16 protein-coding genes are annotated in these 18,021 nt (G+C 43.1%); 3 read left to right on the top strand and 13 right to left on the bottom strand.

The window, feature by feature from the left end; genetic code table 11:
* Window positions 1-5: 5 nt before the first annotated feature.
* From E0F88_RS12895 to E0F88_RS12865, 7 genes are all read right to left on the bottom strand, one after another.
* Window positions 6-353 carry a hypothetical protein gene (locus E0F88_RS12895; RefSeq protein ID WP_131958667.1) on the bottom strand — a complete coding sequence of 116 codons (348 nt, stop codon included), beginning with the start codon at window positions 351-353 and terminating at the stop codon, window positions 6-8.
* A 120-nt stretch (window positions 354-473) separates the two neighbouring features.
* Window positions 474-1,577 carry an AI-2E family transporter gene (locus tag E0F88_RS12890; protein WP_131958666.1) on the bottom strand — a complete coding sequence of 368 codons (1,104 nt, stop codon included), beginning with the start codon at window positions 1,575-1,577 and terminating at the stop codon, window positions 474-476.
* Between the two features lie 152 nt (window positions 1,578-1,729).
* Window positions 1,730-3,865, bottom strand: coding sequence for a pyrroloquinoline quinone-dependent dehydrogenase (locus tag E0F88_RS12885; RefSeq protein ID WP_131958665.1), 2,136 nt, complete (start codon window positions 3,863-3,865; stop codon window positions 1,730-1,732).
* Between the two features lie 19 nt (window positions 3,866-3,884).
* Window positions 3,885-5,843, bottom strand: a complete 1,959-nt coding sequence (locus tag E0F88_RS12880) for a sialate O-acetylesterase (RefSeq protein ID WP_229213759.1) — start codon at window positions 5,841-5,843, stop codon at window positions 3,885-3,887.
* 110 nt (window positions 5,844-5,953) lie between these two features.
* Window positions 5,954-7,090, bottom strand: coding sequence for a glycoside hydrolase family 5 protein (locus E0F88_RS12875; RefSeq protein ID WP_131958974.1), 1,137 nt, complete (start codon window positions 7,088-7,090; stop codon window positions 5,954-5,956).
* Between the two features lie 84 nt (window positions 7,091-7,174).
* On the bottom strand, window positions 7,175-9,106 hold the full coding sequence (locus E0F88_RS12870; protein WP_131958664.1) for a M56 family metallopeptidase: 1,932 nt from the start codon (window positions 9,104-9,106) through the stop codon (window positions 7,175-7,177).
* 23 nt (window positions 9,107-9,129) lie between these two features.
* Window positions 9,130-9,495 (bottom strand): BlaI/MecI/CopY family transcriptional regulator, encoded by a 366-nt coding sequence (locus E0F88_RS12865; RefSeq protein WP_131958663.1) that lies wholly within the window; start codon window positions 9,493-9,495, stop codon window positions 9,130-9,132.
* Between the two features lie 205 nt (window positions 9,496-9,700).
* On the opposite strand from E0F88_RS12865, the gene E0F88_RS12860 reads away from it, so the two are divergent.
* Window positions 9,701-10,183, top strand: coding sequence for a hypothetical protein (locus E0F88_RS12860; RefSeq protein ID WP_131958662.1), 483 nt, complete (start codon window positions 9,701-9,703; stop codon window positions 10,181-10,183).
* A gap of 12 nt (window positions 10,184-10,195) precedes the next feature.
* On the opposite strand, the gene E0F88_RS12855 is transcribed toward E0F88_RS12860, so the two are convergent.
* From E0F88_RS12855 to E0F88_RS12845, 3 genes are all read right to left on the bottom strand, one after another.
* Window positions 10,196-11,191 carry a YhdH/YhfP family quinone oxidoreductase gene (locus E0F88_RS12855; protein ID WP_131958661.1) on the bottom strand — a complete coding sequence of 332 codons (996 nt, stop codon included), beginning with the start codon at window positions 11,189-11,191 and terminating at the stop codon, window positions 10,196-10,198.
* 143 nt (window positions 11,192-11,334) lie between these two features.
* Window positions 11,335-11,622 carry a putative quinol monooxygenase gene (locus E0F88_RS12850; protein ID WP_131958660.1) on the bottom strand — a complete coding sequence of 96 codons (288 nt, stop codon included), beginning with the start codon at window positions 11,620-11,622 and terminating at the stop codon, window positions 11,335-11,337.
* Window positions 11,594-12,229: an NAD(P)H-dependent oxidoreductase gene (locus E0F88_RS12845; protein WP_131958659.1), complete on the bottom strand. Its 636-nt coding sequence runs from the start codon at window positions 12,227-12,229 to the stop codon at window positions 11,594-11,596. Before E0F88_RS12845 ends, E0F88_RS12850 begins: the two co-directional genes overlap by 29 nt.
* Before the next feature lie 101 nt (window positions 12,230-12,330).
* Between E0F88_RS12845 and E0F88_RS12840 the strand changes: the two genes are divergently transcribed.
* Window positions 12,331-13,227: a LysR family transcriptional regulator gene (locus E0F88_RS12840; RefSeq protein WP_131958658.1), complete on the top strand. Its 897-nt coding sequence runs from the start codon at window positions 12,331-12,333 to the stop codon at window positions 13,225-13,227.
* Window positions 13,228-13,282: 55 nt separating this feature from the next.
* Here the strand turns inward: E0F88_RS12840 and E0F88_RS12835 are convergent, their stop codons facing one another.
* The 3 genes from E0F88_RS12835 to E0F88_RS12825 all read right to left on the bottom strand — a co-directional run bounded on the left by E0F88_RS12835 (window position 13,283) and on the right by E0F88_RS12825 (window position 17,455).
* Window positions 13,283-14,596: a S41 family peptidase gene (locus E0F88_RS12835; protein ID WP_131958657.1), complete on the bottom strand. Its 1,314-nt coding sequence runs from the start codon at window positions 14,594-14,596 to the stop codon at window positions 13,283-13,285.
* Window positions 14,597-14,679: 83 nt separating this feature from the next.
* Window positions 14,680-15,666 carry a sugar phosphate isomerase/epimerase family protein gene (locus tag E0F88_RS12830; protein WP_131958656.1) on the bottom strand — a complete coding sequence of 329 codons (987 nt, stop codon included), beginning with the start codon at window positions 15,664-15,666 and terminating at the stop codon, window positions 14,680-14,682.
* A gap of 82 nt (window positions 15,667-15,748) precedes the next feature.
* On the bottom strand, window positions 15,749-17,455 hold the full coding sequence (locus tag E0F88_RS12825) for a tetratricopeptide repeat protein (protein WP_131958655.1): 1,707 nt from the start codon (window positions 17,453-17,455) through the stop codon (window positions 15,749-15,751).
* A gap of 268 nt (window positions 17,456-17,723) precedes the next feature.
* Between E0F88_RS12825 and E0F88_RS12820 the strand changes: the two genes are divergently transcribed.
* Window positions 17,724-18,020 carry an ArsR/SmtB family transcription factor gene (locus E0F88_RS12820; RefSeq protein WP_131958654.1) on the top strand — a complete coding sequence of 99 codons (297 nt, stop codon included), beginning with the start codon at window positions 17,724-17,726 and terminating at the stop codon, window positions 18,018-18,020.
* The last annotated feature ends 1 nt before the right edge of the window (window position 18,021 follow it).

Below are 18,021 nucleotides of genomic sequence, written 5' to 3'. Positions count from 1 at the left end.
TTTACTTAATCAATTGTAATCCAGTTCGATTCTCCCGGCAGAATAACCGGCAGATTCTTTTTATAGTTTGGGTTAATTTGATAATTTTCTTCCGTCAAATAAAGCGTATCAATACTCGCTCCCTTTACAATGCGAAATTCATGAAAGGATCTAAGTGACCCGGCTATCCAGCTATCAAGGTTTTTTCCTGTTCTAAAAAATGTTTCAAGCAAACAAAAAAACATATAGCCCATGGCTGTTTCCCTGATCGCATAAGTGTGATAGTCGTCGCGGCTTGTTTCGTTTTCATAACGAACAATTCTATTTTCATTCATTGCCTTTGAAAACAAGGCATAATGTTCTTGTCCTGTCATCTGAATTCTTTTGGTTCTCCAATAGATTTACAGATTAACTTACGACAGAGCAATACGCACAGATCGTTTCTGATAAAAAAGTGAATGGAAAATTAGACTGCGCTATTGGTTTAGAGCATGTTACAACCTTCGTTCATCTTCGATAACTTCTGAGATGGCAGGCTTGGTTTCAGGTTTGCTGTCGTCATCCCCGAGAACCATTCCCCAGGGTTTCAAACCATCAACGCGGTCGAAAACAACCTTGATAATTGCAATTACGGGAATCGATAAAAACATACCTGTAATACCCCAGATCATCTCGCCCAAAACCAAACCGAGCAGTGCGATCAGGGTATTGATCTTCACTTTTGAGCCGACAATTTTAGGCATGATGTAGTTGCTGTCAACCAAATGAATCGAGACAACCGCTATCAGAACAAAGGCGATATCAGTGGTGGTCGCCGTCGCAAATGTGATCAGTACGGCAAGCAATAGTGCAGTGACAATCCCGATATAGGGTATCAGGTTAAAAATACCCATTATTAAACCAAGCAAAAAAGCATATTTAACACCGATAATCCAGAACGCCGCGCATGACAGGATTGTAACAATCAGCATCTGCAGAAATAAACCGACGATATACTTTTTAACAATATACTGAACCTGGGCAACAACGTCATAAACAACAACCGAATGCTCTTCGCTGAAAAGAGAGACAATGAAACGTAACAATAGCCGGCGATGCAGCAGAATAAAAAAAGTATAAAGAAAAATAAAAAGTAAAAACAGAAGTATAGATGAGAGCGATAGTAAAGTATGCCCAATTAAAGTAGTTCCGGTATCAACAGCTTTGGTAGCAGATTCAGTGATGTAATCGATCTGATCTGCTGAATTGACGTGAAATGTTGCAGAAATCCATTTTTGAACACCTATTGCTGCCGTAATTACCTGTTGTTTAAAGGCAGGCCAGTCCTGAGCAAGCTCTGTAAGCTGTGATCCCAGGATAGTGGCAATAGCAGCAATCCCCATGATCAGCGTCAGAAGCGCGAGCATTGATGATAAGGAGCGTGGTAATTTAAACCTGTATTCAAGCAGGTTTGCAAAAGGCAGCAGCAGCAGAGAAAACAAAAAGGCAAATATAAGGGGAGCCAAAAGCGTTCGTCCAACTATAGCAATATAACAAAGACAGATCAGGCAGATCAGGATGTGCGCCAGTCTGGTGTAAAATGGTGTAACTCGAATCATTAGGAAAGCTGCTGCAAATTGTAGATAAAAACTGAAAGAAGGTATAAATTATAATCGTGCCAGCTAATAAACCGCACGATTATAAAATTAAACTATACGTCGTTCATACCCAAATAACAATTCATGTTACACCAATAAATGCATGTTAACAGTTAGGGAAGTGCAAACGCCACAAACTGATTACCTTTTTTCGTTCCCAGTTTTGTTCCCCCGCAGGCAATAACCACATACTGTTTTCCATTTACCTGGTAGGTGGAGGGTGTTGCGAATCCGGCGGCAGGAAGCATCGTCTCCCAAAGCAGTTTTCCGTTCTTTTTGTCAAAAACCCTAAACTTACCATCTTTTGTCGCCGCAATAAAAAGCAATCCGCTCGCCGTTACAACAGGGCCTCCATAGTTTTCAATACCCGTGTCGGGCAGTCCCTTTGCTTTCAGTGATGCCACTTCACCAAACGGGATTTTCCATAAATATTCTCCCGTATTCAAATCGATCGCATTTAACGTTCCCCATGGAGGCGAAATGGCAGGCAAGCCGTTGCTGTCAAGAAACTTATTATAGCCCGTACTTTGATATGGCAGCACTGTTTTTTTAGATGATGGTATAATCGAAGCGGCTTCTGTTTTTTCATCTCCGAATAAAAAGGAAATCAAAGACTGCTTCTCAGCTGCGGTCAGCATGGTAAAACCGGGCATCATACCTTTACCACTGGTTATTAGGTTGCTAACAAAGGCCTTATCCCGCCTCTGACCAATATCAACAAGAGATGGATAGCCGCTTTTGGCATTACCTTTCCGCTGCGGGCCGTGACAGGTAGGACAATAGGTCGTGTAAACTTTTTCACCCGGGCTTAGTGCCGACATTTCGCTCTCTTTCGGTGTATCTTTCATTGAAAGTATCCAGGCCATTTCATTGCTGTTTACATACAGAATGCCTTCCTGCGGATCTGCTGCGGCCCCACCCCACTCTGCGCCGCCGTCAAACCCGGGCAAAATCACAGTTCCTTTTTTACTTGGCGCAGCAAACAATGCCCTGTTATAACCTCTGAATTTCGCGACAAGAGAATCATGGTCCGGTGCATACGGACTGATATCTTTATCAGTTAAAGTATGTGCCTGACGCGCGAATGAAGCCGGTTTGCTTGGCACGGGCTGTGTTGGCCAGGGAAACTCTCCCGGGAGTGCATTTTGCGGTGCAGCTACTTCTTTGATCGGGAAAAGCGGTTTACCAGTTACCCGGTCAAAAACAAAGACATATCCCTGCTTGCTCACCTGCGCGACCGCATCGATCTTTCGTGGCCGACCGTCGGGGCCTTTCTGTGTGACAGTGATCAGGTTTGGCGGAGCCGGTAGATCGCGGTCCCAAATGTCATGATGTGTCGTTTGAAAGTGCCAAAGCCTTTTGCCCGTTTTGGCATCCAAAGCCAGCAAACAATTGGCGAACAGATTTTTACCTTTTCGTTTTCCGCCGTAAAAGTCATAACCTGCCGAGCCCGTCGGAATGTAAATGATTCCCCTCTTACGGTCTATGGCCATTCCTGCCCAATTGTTTGCACCCCCTGTATAGGTATTCTTATAAGCATCAGGCGGAAAAGTTTCATAACCAAATTCACCCGGGTAAGGTATCGTATGAAAAGTCCATTCGAGCTTTCCCGTACGGACATTGAAAGCGCGCAGATCACCCGGAGCCGCCTGCGCATCTTCGGAAAGCCGGAGTGGCATGATAATCAGATCCTGAAAAATGGTCCCCGGAGTATTGGAAACCATATATTTATCTTTGGCAATTTCCGGTAGTCCGGTATGCAGATCTATTCTACCCTTATCACCAAAGGTCTCAATGGGCTTGCCGGTAGCGGCATCGAGCGCATACAGGTAAGCACCCATTGCATGCATTATTCGCTTTTCCTTTCCGTCGGACCAGTAAGTCAGTCCCCTGCTTGTATTGGAACCCACTTTTGATTTGTCACCAAACATCCATATTTCTTTCCCCGTAGCAGCATCCAGCGCAAAAGCCTGTACAGTGGAAGTTACACCATAAAGAACACCGTTGACAATGATAGGATTAACCTGCATCTGTCCCGAATCCGGGGTAGAATAAGACCAGGCCACTTTCAGATTTTTAACATTCTCGGGGTTAATCTGTGTTAAGGAGGAATAATGATTCCGGTCCGGCCCGCCAAGGTACTCATCCCATTCTGTATATGCCGGCTCCTGGTCGTTGGGAGATATTTTTTTTGCCGCAACTAAAAAAAACAAAGAAGCGACCGCAATAAATATTAACGTTCTGATCATCAGGTTTACGAAAACTATTTTATCTGAATTTGTTGTTTACAGTGATTCCCGGCCAGGTATCTGTGCGAAACGAACTTGCCGGAAAACCTTCCTTATTAAACAAATTACCATCTTCGGGAGCGTCGGCCCAGTTATATCTGACAGATACCGGTTTAGTAACCAAAGAATTGGAGACAACTACCTGATTTCCCATAATTTCTGCCTTGGCATAATGAAAAACCTTATCTTCTCCTGCAATCTCGAAGCCTTTAACATAGCCATATCTATCCTTTGTGATAAGACCGCTGTCGGCGTATTTGAATGAGATAGTTGCTTTGTTTCCTTCAACTTTTATATTCTCATAAAGCGGAGAACTAAACACGACATCCTGGCCATAATCAAATTTTAGAGCATTGACAGCCAGCCTGTGCCCAACATCCTGTTTATTTGTAGGGTGAATATCTTTTGGATTTCCAATGTCCGTCGTTACGGCCATGCCGGTTTTAGGTAAACTCAAAGTCATATTCTGCGCTTCACGCAACTCGGCCCAGTTACTTCCCTGGTTACTATTATTGTCGCTGCCAAAACTTGACAGCTGAACCCAGTAAAAGGAAAAATTATCATCCCATAATTTACGCCAGTCGTTGATCATTAAAGGAAATGCCTGACGGTACTGATAGGCGCGGCCCGCGTTACTTTCTCCCTGATACCACAGGCCCCCGCGAATCGCAAAGGGGATTAACGGAACGATCATCGCATTGTAAATTGTCGTCCCAACGTTGTTCATCAGGTGTGCATACTCATGTTTGCCAGCGAAAGAAGGCATTATTTTCCAGTCTGTTGCGATGCTTATCTTCTGCGAATCGTCTTCCAGGTAAAGATCTGCCGCTTTTCCTGACATACCTGTTCCAAACCAGGAAGCACTTATCATTTTACCAGCTTTCACAACGAGCTGGTTGCTTCCGCTTTTCCATGTGTTGGCGGGAACCGATATTTTACGAACTCCCCTGATAGTTTCAGATTTAATCAGTTTTCCATTGATATAAACATCCGTTTTACCGTCATTTTCTGCGAGCGAAAGTGTCGTTGCTTTTCCAGCCATTTCAGCTGGGACATCTATCAGTTTAGCCATGTACCCCTCACCCCGAAAACCCATCAATCCTTTCCAGTCCCACTGGCCAAGCGGATCTGCTGCATGTTGCCAGGCACTAAAATCCGCATCTCCCGAGGTATATTTTTTCTCATCATCCTCAGAAGGGTTAAAGTCAGAATTTTTAAAAAGCTGATTTTTCAGTTTTCGATCCATGACCACGTCGGCTTCCTCCCATGTTTTGGGCATCGTTTCAGCATAGCCTTTCAGCTCTTCGCTTCCCAGCATTGCCTCTTTGCTAATCCACCCTTCGATTTGTGAGCCACCCCAGGACGAATGTAGAATGCCTATGGGTACATTTAATTTTTGAAATACTTCCCTGGCGAAGAAAAAGCCGATAGCCGTAAATCCGCCCACGGTTTCAGCAGAAGCCACTTTCCATTCCCCGCTGGCAAGATCCTTTTCGGGGGTGAGTGATACAACATGATCTACCCGAAAGTGACGGATCTGCGGAAACTCCGCGTTCTGTTTTTCTTTTGCAAAATTATTGGCAGCTGAAACAGGCCATTCCATATTCGATTGCCCTGAGCAAAGCCATACTTCTCCTATTAGAATGTCATTGACCGATGCTTTGCCGGATTTGGCCGTAACTGTCATTACATGGGGTCCTCCCGCTTCCAGAGGAGTAAACTTCACTGTCCATTTTCCATCATTGGCTGTCTTAACGCTTTGTGTTTGTCCGGCAAGTGATACCGTTACCTTTTCGCCGGCTTTCGCCCACCCCCAGACAGGAATTGGTTTTTGCCGCTGTAAAACAACATGATCAGAAAAGAGCCGCGCCAGCCTTAGCTGGGCAAAAGCAGAAGTATTAAAAATCAGAAGAAAAATTACCAGAAAACGTTTCATCATTTAGGAAGAATGTTATTTCTGATAAAATGCGGAAAGGGGGATGTTTCTACTTAAAATTAGATCTGTTGATCACTTATAAAGTTTAAATAACAAGTTAATCAACGACATTTTTAATACTGCATCATCAGTTTCAACAGCTTTGTGTCCAGCTTTTGACCATGCCAGTCTTCGTAGGCAACATCGGTGCGTTTTGAATTTAATACCCCAAAATCTCCGCTAAATTCCCACAATGAAAAGCCAATTCCGTTCGAAGATAAAATATCGAGCACGTCAGCAAACCAGGCAAGAAAAACATCGTGCGGGGTTTTGTTCCAGCATCCGCACTCCCCGCAGTGAACACCTACACCTTTGCCTACCAGCTCAATCCAGGGTTTATAATATTTTTCAAGCATCTCACGGCTCAGGTATTGATTCCCAACCTGTCCGGGCCACTTCGGTTCGGGCAGATTATCGGTTTCCTTCATTGCCCAGGGTGCTTTATAATGAGATATAATTCCCGGGTGATATCCCCGGCAGCTTTGCCCTACGTCCAGATCAATGATTTCCGGAATGACCAGACTACCTACATCGTTTCCGTCGACAATGATCAAATGTCCCGAATTTTCTCTTCTAATTGATTCAGAAGCCTCAACAACCAGTTTACGGTAGAGCTCTCCCGGCACAGCCGTTCTTTTTGAGAGCTGGTCATTCATGTCAACACGCAGACTCGGTTCATTCAACAGATCGAAACTGATGTGTTTGTGTGAAACATGTTTAAATCTCTTGGCCCACATGTTCCAGTGAAAACAGAACGCATCCAGTGCCGGTTTGTCTGTCCAGAGATTGTAGGGTTCATGAAAGCCCGCATTGACGCAGTAACCAGGCGCCCGGTGCAGATTCAGACTCACGTGAAGATTGTATTTGTGTGCAGCAAGGACGAGACTTTCAATCCGTTCGACGGCTGCTTCATCTATTTGATAGACCTCGTCAGCAGTAATATTTTTACTGCGGTCAAATTTAAGATACGACGGATAGGCCATTGGAAGCCTTACAAAATCAAAACCCCAGTCGGCCATCCACTTAAAATGCTCTTCGGTTGTTTTAGTCGTAGCCCCGATGGCATTGGGTGAGAAGAAATCCAAAAGGTTAAAGCCTTTCCATTTGGGTAGTTTGTTTTTTTCCGCAGCCCTTGCAATCGAAAAAGCAGCCGGCACCATAGCACCGGCTGCAACAAAACCTGTATTTTTAATGAATGTCCGACGGTGCATGGTTTCAAAAAAGTATGTTCTCAGTATAAGGCTCTGCATACTAAGGTTTACTTACACCCAACGGTTAAACGTACGACAAAGTCGCTACTTGCTCCGTATTGTCCCTGTAACCGTATAGCCTGTGCGGCCTTTCCAGTTGTAAACCATTTCTACGCCCTCTTCTTTGACAAACTTTTTGATAAATCTTTTACCAACTTCCGCCGATTGTTTAACTCCGTTAACAATAAACTCATCGTTGCTTAACTTGTAAGACAAGCCATCTTTACTTTTTATGATACCTTCGCTGATCATGTCGCTAATCAAATCCGCTTGCAGTTTTTCGTAAACCTCTCTGGTTTTTTCTGCTTCTTTTCTGGTTACCTCGGCCTCTTTACGAATGACATCTGCCTGTTTACGAACAACCTCGGCCTGCTCACGAAATTTCGCTGCCTCTTTTCTATACTTATCAGCCTCACCACGAAACACATCGGCTTCTTTTCGCTGCTTTTCGGCATCAATCCGCACAAGATCAGCCTGCCTGCGTATTTCTTCAGCCTGCTTGCGCTGCTGATCGGCCTGCACCCGAATCTGGTCTGCATTACTACGTATTTTTTCGGCATGTTTGCGCATTACCTCAGCTTCTGCTCTTTGCTTTCCAGCTTCTTCTCTTTGCTTTTCACTTTTTTCGCGTTCGGCATCTGCTTCCTGCAGAGAAGATTTCAATTCAGATTCGTAATTTTTAATTTCGTTTTCAGGTATTGATTTTCCATCAATTTTCAATTCTGTCATTTCTCCATCCTTTATCACAAAGTCATAGCTAACCGTATTTGTGGTGATATTAACGGTCCGAACCGAAGATTCACTTGTCTTGGTTTTCGTTATTTTAGGCAATGTATCCAAACAAACAACCGGTAACGAACGAACCTCTGTCGGCTCCATTTTAGCAGGCATTTGATAATCTTCACTAACAACTGGTTTTATAACTGGCTCAGAAGGTGGAGAAAAAGCAACTGATAGCGCAGTTACGGTTATCAGACTGATTGTTACAAATAATTTTTCCATGGCGTTCAATTGTTTATTGTTATTGTAAATGATCCTTTTGATCCGATCGAGAAGGTGGTTACGTCTGCCTGCAAATGCCAATGCCTGGGCAGGGCGACTCAGTTTGTACTCCTGAAATACAACCAACGCATTCACAAATGAAGTTTTGTTTTGCATCACGGCAATTGCCAGGTCGTCGCAGCAGTGTTCTCTTTCCTGCCGGATCAGACTAGAGATCCAGAGAACAGCAGGATTAAAAAAGAATATATTTTCTGCAAAACTCTGAAAGAGATTAACCAGATAGTCCTGTCTGCGGACATGCGCCAGCTCATGAAGCAGAATCGCTTCAACCTGGCTAAAAGGAAGGCTGACTAGAAATCCAATTGGCACCAGTATGATCGGCTTCAAAAATCCGGTCACTGCCGGAACGGTTACCAGTTCCGACTCGACCAGTGAGATCCGGGAGCTAATCCCCAACTTTTCAGCAAGTACATTAGCTGTCTCCTGCCATCTGAAGTCAACCGAGCGAATTCCGTCGTTTCGTAATTTGTGTATATAAAAAAGACCGGCAGTTGCTTTAACAGACTTTAATAAGAAAAAAATCAGCCAAACCGAGACAATGATTACAGCATTTTTACTGCAAAAATCCAGTAAAAATGCGATCTGATTTCCGGTGACCTGTTGGATTTTAGTAACGCTTCCCTGCTGCGCTGCGTCAGATGTTACAGCAGTCTGTATAAAGTCACCAGTTTCTTTTTCACTTGTCAGAAGCCTGTATTCATACCAAAACGTAAAGGCATTGGCAACCAGGAAAAGCAGCAGCAACGCAGACAGTAAATTGTACCTGAGAGCTGGCCGCGATTTGCGGGACACCAATAGCAGTGCCCCTGAGGCAACGGCAAGGACCAATCCCTGCCACAGTGAGTGAACCAAAGTCCAGCTAAAAGTCTGGATCACTTCCTGCGACAGGGGTAAATTGAAAGAGATAAAATTCATGGCTAATAGATTTTGTCGTTCAATTATTGGTCAAGCTTTTTGAGAAAATCCTTAATTTCATCCAGTTCCTCTCTGGAGGTACTTTTGTTGCCAAACAGCTGCATGACCAAACTGGTCGCTGAACCGTTGTACATCGAATCCACAAAACGTTCAAGTAATTTATTTTTAGTCTTATCTTCCGCTTCAATTGGTTGATAAACATGCTTCATACTGGTTTCATCACGAGTCACGATTCCCTTTTCGGTCATGATCTGCATCAGTTTCAGTGTCGAAGAATATTGTACTGAACGTTTTTCTTCATTTAATTTATCATTCACAAACCTTACCGTAGAAGGCCCGTGCTGCCAAAGTATCTGCAGTATTTCCAGTTCTGATTTTGTAGGCTCCATATTTATCTCTGTTCAACAATCCAAAGGTAGGAAACTTTTCGTACGAACAAATATCTAGCTTCTTAATTTTTGTTAATTTTTAAGATTGTAGAAATTATATTGAATGTTCAATATCTTGCGATATTAAACTAACTTTTATATATTTAGGCTGTGAAAGATTCTATGCTAATCAACAAAGATATTTTTTCCCTGCAAAGGGGGCAGAATGCGTTTTCTGACAATTCTTATCGGAACTTCACTTGGATACGGTTGTTCAGAAAAAAGAACCGATGCTCGTGTTCCGGATGATTTTTATTTTAGAATCAAAACTGAAACCTTTCAGTATGATTCTGAACACAGTGTTTATACGCGAAGTTACGCCGGGGTTGATTCAACGATAGCAGTTAGTTTGACTTCCTTGGAATTGCAGGAAATTTACACAGAGGCAGCAAAGTTCAAATTTAACGACTTTCCAAAAGAATTTTTCTGTACGGCTTCTGCATCGGTCGAACTTCCCGCCTTTGTTAAAACAATTTCAATTTACAGAAACGGTGAGTTCAGGGAGTCAACAAATACTACGCTTTGCGAACCTAAGAAGGATCAAAGAAAGTCAGACAATTTCAATAAACTCTACCAACGCGTATATGAAATTTTGAACGCAAAGAAAGAAATTGAAAACATCAGTAAATCCAATCTGATCTTTTTGTAAGATGCATGTGACTCAATTATGCCGCAGCAAATACCGTCCTTTTGCCTTTCCCTGTAACAAAGCATCCAGCTTCTCAGACAAGTCTTCAAGACCTATTTCTTCCACCATTTCATCCAAGTGAAGCGGTTTCCAGGATGTTGCCAGTTGCTGCCATACTTGATAGCGCAAAGGCATCGGCGCCAAAGCCGAATCAATTCCGGCAAGTGTAACTCCTCTTAAAATAAAAGGAAAAACAGAAGTGCTCAGATCGGCTGATGCAACATTACCGCAGCTTGTTACTACTCCGTTTTGCTTTACCGATTTGAGAATTCCGGATAAAATCGGTCCGCCGACATTGTCAACACCCGCGGCAAAATCTGCCGGAGATAGCGGTTTTGCGTTATATTTTTCAACAAAATCTTCCCTGTTTATGATTTGCGAAGCACCCAATGTCCAGGTCAGGAAATGATCTTCTTTTTTACCTGAAACAGCTGAAACCTGGAAACCGAGTTTAGATAATATTGCCGTAGCCATACTTCCTACCCCACCGGTGGCACCACTGACTACAATGGCGCCGTCCTCAGGTTTTATACCAGCGTATATAATTTTTTCAACAGATAATCCGGCGGTAAAACCTGCTGTTCCGAGATTCATGGCTTCTCTGAGTGTCAGTCCGTTGGGCAGTGGCACTACCCAGGAAGCAGGAACCGAAATATATTCCCCGAAACCGCCCCAGGTATTCATGCCAAGGTCAAATCCGGTTACAATCACAGCGGTTCCTTCCGGGAAACCGGCATGCGTGGATTTTTCTACCACGCCGGCGGCGTCGATACCAGGAACGTGAGGATACTTTTTTGTTACGCCGCGATTCCCGGAAGCAGAAAGTGCATCTTTATAATTCAGGGATGAATAATGAACCCGTATAAGCAGCTCGTTTTCCGGCAAGTCATTCTGGTTTACTTCTTTAATTTCTTTCGAAAAGCCGGTTTCATTTTGGCTTACATAAAATGCTTTAAAAACGTTTTCCATGATCAGAAATTTTTGCTAATGTATTACTGTATGAGCAGCTGTACAATTTTCATCTGTAAGACAACCAATAATAAAAACAGTACCGGGAACCATGGAATCTATTCCACTTCGTTCCTGCTACTGTTTTGCTTAATACAATTCGATTACACCCTGACAGTTTTATAAATCGCTACTTTTCCTTCTATCAGATCGGCAGCTTCCTTCTGAAATTTTAAAATATGAGGCTGAACGTTATGTAAATCTAACCCGGACTGATCGGTCCATTCCTCGTGAAAAATAAAGAATCCGGGATCTTCTACTGATTGGTGCAGATCATACTGAACACAGGCCGCCTCATTTTTTGAATCAATGGCCAGCTGCTGTAAAGTAGCTTTTAAGGCTTCTTCCTGACCTGTTTTGCTTTTAATTGTTGCTGTAAGATAGACTGACATTTTCTGTTTGCTTTTTTAGGAAAATTTTTTCTAAATGTGCTTTGTATAACTGCATATCTTTTACAATATCTGCATTTTTTTCGACGTCATGAAAATGCATACCCTCCAAAGGAGTCATACCGGTGAAGGCGTTCATACGGTGAAAACCAAAAAGGGCTCCTTCGTCGACGCTGCGCTCATTGAAAAATTCTCCTGGTATTGTAAATGCTGCCGCAGGCGCATTCCAGGACGAGGTGACCATATATTTTCGGCCCTGCAAAGATCCTCCCGTTCCGTAATTGATGTTTGGATTTTCCTGTTTGCGGCCATCGCTGCGGTAAATGCCTTTGCGGTGTCCTTCCGTAAAAACTACATCAATATATTTTTTAAGGCCGTGCGGAACCTGAAACCACCAGATAGGCGTGTGATAGATGATAACGTCCGCCCATACGTAATTTTCCACTTCCCTGGCAGGATCATAATCTTTATTGATATCAGTCGAACGAACCTCAAACCCGGCGCCTTCAAAAAAAGCGATTGTTGTATCAAAAATTGTCTTATTGAAACGTCCGCCGGAATGTCCAAAAACCTGCCCACCGTTGATTACAAATATGTTTTTAATTTCCATTTCTGCTTTAATATTAAATTCTGGTCACAAAATTACTGTCGTCTTAACTATTATAAAAATAGTTTAAATTATACCTTTGTATCATAAATATAATATTAGTTATGGTTAACCTGGAATGGTTCAGAACATTTAAAGCGATCTATGAAACCGGCACGCTGACTGGCGCGGCAGAGTCGCTCTATATCTCACAGCCTGGCGTGAGCCTTCATTTGAGCTCACTGGAATCGCATGTCGGTTATAAATTGTTTGACCGGACATCCCGGAAGATGATCTCAACAGAGAGAGGAAAGGTTCTTTATAACTACATCCAGGAAGCGGTTTGCAAGCTTGAAGATGCTGAGCAGCATTTTCACAAGAGTACCGAAAAAGAAACTCCGACGATCAGTATAGGAATGTGTTTTGAGACGTTTCAATTTACTTTGGAGCAGTATCTGCCCACACTTAATTTTAACGTGATAATCAAATTCGGAGATTATCCCCAGATGCTCAGGGACCTTGATAATGGCATCCTGGACTTGATCATCACACCTCAAAAAGGAGATTACAAATCGTTGGTTTACGAGCCATTTTTCAAGGAAAGAATTGTCGTAATCGGCGGATCACAAACAGAAACACAAGAGTTTGACAAGCTGATCGAACAGAATGATCTCGAAGGACTTCAAAGCTGGCTCAAAAAACAAACATGGTACGGCACAACCGGCGACATGGAACATCTCCGCAGATTTTGGCACCAGAACTTTGGTAAACGGCCGGATTTCAAACCCAACTACATCGTCCCGAATATGAGTTCGATCGTGCGCTGCCTGAGCTCAGGTAAGGGTATAGCGGTTGTTCCGGATTTTTTATCCGGGAAAGAACTCAACGCCGGAAGGATTAAATTGATTTGGGAAGGATACAATGTGATAGAAAACACACTTTACTTTGGCACCAGAAAACGTACTATTTACGCCGAAGAGATCCGGCAGATTGAAGAAATTTTTGTCAAGGAAATGGTTTAACTGGGAATATTGACTTTCCAGGACTCCAGGTCTTGAAAAGTCTCAAGCCGCGCACCTATCTATTCAGCCACCTGATCGCAGCCACAACTTTCGGATCATTTTTTAAATCGCCGAAGTTATCATCTGCGGCAATCGTTTCGTCAGGCTTAATGGCTTTTGTATAAACGACTCCGTTCCGATCTTTCAGATTACTGGTTATGAATGAAAAATGCGTGTTTTCATCAATTGTAATCGTTGAATTGATTGTGACCTGCCCTCTTGTTGCTTCACCAAAAAAACGGGTATCCTTACGACCTTTAAGGGCCACGATCACATCCTCGGCAGCACTGGAACTTCCTTTGCCAACTAGTACGGCGATTTTGGGATGGTAATTCTGAACATCACATATTTTGCTTCTTTCAGTCTCCAAAACCCCGTTCACATACAAGCTTCCATTTTTCAAGGCCCACTCCTGGTTTTTCTGTGAGTCGTCAGAAGCAAAATACATGCAGGTCCCGTCACCAATCAGATTTCCCATGCCGGCTAACATCGGCCTGAAATTCCCTCCGTTATTGAGACGAAAATCTATGATCCATTTAGTTTTGTCGGTGTAATTTAGACCACAGATTGCCTGCTCAAGTTCGGAAACTTTTTGGTCAATTTCCTCTCTTTTTAACGCCCACATGGTAGGAATACGGATGTAGGCAATGTTCTCTGTCAGCATTTGGGGAGCCATACTTTTCCCGCGAACTAAAACATCAATTACAGCAGGGCTTTTAGATGACCCGTTTTTGTGCCCGACCGGATTTGGCAGGGCATTACCATTATAAATCAGAAAGCCATGATCGTCGTTGAGCACTTTAAGCAATTTATCGGCAGCAATCATCAATCCTGAATCAGGCTTACTTTTATTGACCGTGAAATAATGAAGTTTGTCAAGACTATCCCAGTTTACAGTTTTCCGATTAAGAGCATTTGCTTTTGCATGATTAAGCATTTTGTCAACCAAAACCTGCTGTAAAGGTGCAGCATTCGTTTCAATTAATTTTACCGGAAAACTTCGTCCGTTTTGATTCCAGTTACCAATAAAACTTTCCCCTTTTTTTATTGCTTTAAATGACGCGACCATTGCATCATGAATTTCCAGTGTCAAAGAATCACCGGATAAATTACAGCGGTTTACCTTGTGATTTAACAAATTGCCGGGAAATGTAATTTTACTCTTAACCGAGCCAAACAGATTTTTATCCAACACAAGAATCATTTCCTGCTCCTGCCCTGGCGCATGAATGGTACCCTTCCAATATGTAAGCTTATGCCCTATATCATAAAAACTAAAAATGCCAGCAATGAATACGCTGACAAATGCAATTGCCAATAATTTTTTCATCGATTAAAACACTCACAGATATTTACTTGACAAGACTTTCCAAGTTTCAAAAACTTGGAAAGTCTACGACACAGTCACCGAATTTATGCACCAAGGGCTTTTCTTGCATATTCCACGCATTTTGCTGTTTCCTTTATCGCATCCGAACCGGCAGGAATATCATATTCCAATTCTATTGTTGCCGGAAATTTGTATTTATTCTTTCGCATCAGTTCCAAAACAGCAATGATCGGTGTGTCACCCTGTCCCCAGGGAAGGTTTGCTCCTCCGTTTGCCTTATTTTTTCTGTCTTTCACATGCATGCTTACAATCTTGTCATGTTTGGCTTCAATCAATGGAATCGGATCATATCCGGCAGCTACGTAATGTCCCATATCAAAGTTCATAGCATTATACTTGGATTGCCCTAAGGCTACATCCCACCAGGTAGGCGTTTCCTGGGTATGTCCGTGGTAACCTGCATAAACTTTATTTTTAGCGGCAATGTCACCAAGACGCTGTGTCTGCGCCGGATCTGCGGGCAACTCCACATTTGCCTGGTTAGCACCAAGCGCCTTGGCTGCACGGAAGGCGTAATCCACTTCAGCATCCGTATTGTTTGGCCCCAACGCCGAGGGCTTGAATCCGTAAATCTTCACGCCGGCGTCATTATACATTTTGCGAAGCTGAACAAATTTATCCATTGAAACCGTCGCGCGCCATTCCGCCATTTTTTTGGTATACTCATCCTGTTCTGCCTTTTGTTCCGGTGTGAGCTGACCTCGTCCTGCCGGGCGTGCAGGTGCCTGTGGTGCTCCGGCGAATGCTTCGCCTGTTGGCCCCATAAGCTCAATGGCGCTAATGTTGCTATCAACACAATATTGAAGAATTTGCTCTGCACTGCCTGGCATGCTGCGCCAGGAATAACTGATCACGCCTACCTGTACGCCGTTAAAAAGTGAATTGGGTTTGCCCAGGTTTTTAATAATTGCAGGCATACCAAAAACCGGTACCCGTGCCATAGTAATACCTGCCAGTGCGAGCGAAGCTGCGCCCAAAAACTGACGTCTGGAAATTTCCTGATCTGCCATAATATTTAATATTTGATTGAATGTCCGTTCCTGAAAATTACAAAGACGGCACACAGGAAAAACTAATTGCCGGACGATAATACTATTTCATAAATACAGAACCGGACGGCGTTACATCCGAAGCAGAAAATGCTTTTGTATAACCTGCCTGAACCTTTGCAAGTTCTTTTGTTTTCTTTTGAGCACGTAAACTCTGATAAAGCCCAAGCATTGACCACCCGTTCGCCGGGTTCATTTCCAGATCCTGTCGGTAGGTTTTTTCGGCCAGACCTGCTTTGTTCATTTTCAGATAATAGGCTCCTAAAAACTGTCTGGCAGGAATTGGCCAGTCATTTGGTTCTGTGTATATCAGTTTGTCCTCTGTCAGAATTGCATTGTTCAGACTTTCGATTGCTTTGTCATATTTTTTATCAGAAAATAAAATCGCAGAATTTAAAATGCCTTCTGCAACTGCCGCTATCTGAACAGGTGAATTAAAAGGAATTCTGCGTTTTTCCAGAACCGGATCCTTCGCTTTTTCACGAAGCTGAGAAAGGTGCCAGGCGGCCGAATCAGCTTTACCGGTATTCACCAAAGCCATTCCTTTGGCAAAGTGATCAAGCAAACCTGCATACGTCCAGCGCGAATCGGGCTTAATACTATCGGACAAAATTTGCTGCCATTTACCCAGCCGGACCAGTGTCAGTGATGGGATCATGAACAAATACTGATCATAGTTATTTTCAGGATTTGGCGAGACGCTTTTACGACAGCGTAACGCATTCTCCATTCCTGTTTTATACATACCGCCACTCATCGAACAATAACTTTGCACAGCAAAATAATGCGGTGAGTGTTTAACCAGCGAGAGATTTTTTGCCATCTTATCATATTTCATCAAATTATCATCAGCAAGATCGTTTACCTCTACTCCTTTTGCATACAGACCATTACGCTGATATTCGTGGCTTGCCATGTGCACCATATGTGCAACGCCGGGGAGCAAATTTTTTAATGCATCCGCATTTGCCAGAGCCACTTCCGGATGGCGGGACGCCTCGGTAAGATGGATGTGGTAATGAAGCGCGGCAGGATGATTAGGATTTTGCTTCATGACTATTTCACACAGTTCCACTACTTGCGGAGTCCACTGTTTGGCTGTTCCGTTTTGGTTCCAAAAATCCCAGGCATGCATCAGCATGACCGCATCCACGTACAAGGTTTTGATATCCTGATCGTCGGGATATTTATCAATAAGCCCTTTCAGCTCTTCGGCATAGGCGGCATCGGATGTTTTAACTGAACTTCCGCCCCTGGAGGCGTCGTAACGGATGTTCATGGCTTTTATCAGATATTTTTCTTTTTCTGAAGCATTTTCCATGTTACGATTCATGGTTTGTAATACATCATTTATTCCTTCCGGTTTTACATAAGTATGGGCTGCGTTATAATAAGGCCCCATAGATAAAGCCTGTCCCCAAAACGTCATCGGACTACCCGGATCAAATCGCGAGGCTTCCCTGAATGAGGCTGTTGCCTCTTTCATGTGATAGCTGTAATACATATTCAGTCCCTGATTGAAGTAGAACTGTGCGCTGTCATGAGCAGTGGTAATCTCGTAACCATAATCGCCCCAGCCAGGAAGTGGTGTGACAAATTTTCCGTTTTCATCGCTTCGTATTTCCGGGCCAAAAGATGCTCCGCAAACCGCTATACTTTCGGCGCGTTTGTCTGAATTATTTGGAAAAGTAAACAGAACGATCCCGATTAAAAATGAAAAAACGGTTAAAGGAAAGAGGAAAAATTTCATTACAATTTGTCTGCTAGCTCTCGCAGCATTGTTTAAGGTTGAATCTTCCCCGGAGAAAAGACAATCAATTTATATCATTCCAATTTATAAACTAAAATGAAAAAAGTCTCGTAAAGGAAAGAAAACATTATCAAATGGCATAAAACCGATTGACTCTCTCCTTTTACAGGTATGTTTTTGCTTTCCCGATTTTGCAGAGCAAGCCCATTAAACAAATAATTTTCATGATTAATTGGCATATCGGGAAAAACCGATATAACTTTGCAAAATGGATCAGGTAGAAATTTTCAAAGCGCTTTCAAACAAAACAAGACTGCAAATTCTAAACTGGCTTAAAGAGCCTGAAAAGAATTTCCCGGAACAGTCCGATGGATTTGCCAACGGAATCTGCGTAGGGCAGATCCAGCAAAAGGCAGGGCTGACCCAGTCGACTGTCTCTGAGTATCTATCCGTTTTGCAGCGCGCAGGGCTGGTTTCGTCAGTCCGAAAGGGGCAGTGGACCTATTACAAACGCAATGAGGAAACCTTTGAGATTTTGAGCCGGATGATCCAGTCCGATATTTAAA

This window comes from Dyadobacter psychrotolerans (assembly GCF_004349265.1).
In the GTDB taxonomy this organism is placed as follows: Bacteria; Bacteroidota; Bacteroidia; order Cytophagales; family Spirosomataceae; genus Dyadobacter; species Dyadobacter psychrotolerans.
Note: the sequence above shows the minus strand (reverse complement) of the source record. Positions and strands in the feature narration are given on the sequence as shown.

What these genes read in the sequence shown, in the direction of transcription:
- E0F88_RS12895 (WP_131958667.1), bottom strand. Translation starts at nt 353, where the DNA reads ATGACAGGACAAGAACATTATGCCTTGTTTTCAAAGGCAATGAATGAA.
- E0F88_RS12890 (WP_131958666.1), bottom strand. Translation starts at nt 1,577, where the DNA reads ATGATTCGAGTTACACCATTTTACACCAGACTGGCGCACATCCTGATC.
- E0F88_RS12820 (WP_131958654.1), top strand. Translation starts at nt 17,724, where the DNA reads ATGGATCAGGTAGAAATTTTCAAAGCGCTTTCAAACAAAACAAGACTG.
- E0F88_RS12830 (WP_131958656.1), bottom strand. Translation starts at nt 15,666, where the DNA reads ATGGCAGATCAGGAAATTTCCAGACGTCAGTTTTTGGGCGCAGCTTCG.
- E0F88_RS12885 (WP_131958665.1), bottom strand. Translation starts at nt 3,865, where the DNA reads ATGATCAGAACGTTAATATTTATTGCGGTCGCTTCTTTGTTTTTTTTA.
- E0F88_RS12840 (WP_131958658.1), top strand. Translation starts at nt 12,331, where the DNA reads ATGGTTAACCTGGAATGGTTCAGAACATTTAAAGCGATCTATGAAACC.
- E0F88_RS12825 (WP_131958655.1), bottom strand. Translation starts at nt 17,455, where the DNA reads ATGAAATTTTTCCTCTTTCCTTTAACCGTTTTTTCATTTTTAATCGGG.
- E0F88_RS12835 (WP_131958657.1), bottom strand. Translation starts at nt 14,596, where the DNA reads ATGAAAAAATTATTGGCAATTGCATTTGTCAGCGTATTCATTGCTGGC.
- E0F88_RS12845 (WP_131958659.1), bottom strand. Translation starts at nt 12,229, where the DNA reads ATGGAAATTAAAAACATATTTGTAATCAACGGTGGGCAGGTTTTTGGA.
- E0F88_RS12860 (WP_131958662.1), top strand. Translation starts at nt 9,701, where the DNA reads ATGCGTTTTCTGACAATTCTTATCGGAACTTCACTTGGATACGGTTGT.
- E0F88_RS12880 (WP_229213759.1), bottom strand. Translation starts at nt 5,843, where the DNA reads ATGATGAAACGTTTTCTGGTAATTTTTCTTCTGATTTTTAATACTTCT.
- E0F88_RS12850 (WP_131958660.1), bottom strand. Translation starts at nt 11,622, where the DNA reads ATGTCAGTCTATCTTACAGCAACAATTAAAAGCAAAACAGGTCAGGAA.
- E0F88_RS12855 (WP_131958661.1), bottom strand. Translation starts at nt 11,191, where the DNA reads ATGGAAAACGTTTTTAAAGCATTTTATGTAAGCCAAAATGAAACCGGC.
- E0F88_RS12870 (WP_131958664.1), bottom strand. Translation starts at nt 9,106, where the DNA reads ATGAATTTTATCTCTTTCAATTTACCCCTGTCGCAGGAAGTGATCCAG.
- E0F88_RS12865 (WP_131958663.1), bottom strand. Translation starts at nt 9,495, where the DNA reads ATGGAGCCTACAAAATCAGAACTGGAAATACTGCAGATACTTTGGCAG.
- E0F88_RS12875 (WP_131958974.1), bottom strand. Translation starts at nt 7,090, where the DNA reads ATGCACCGTCGGACATTCATTAAAAATACAGGTTTTGTTGCAGCCGGT.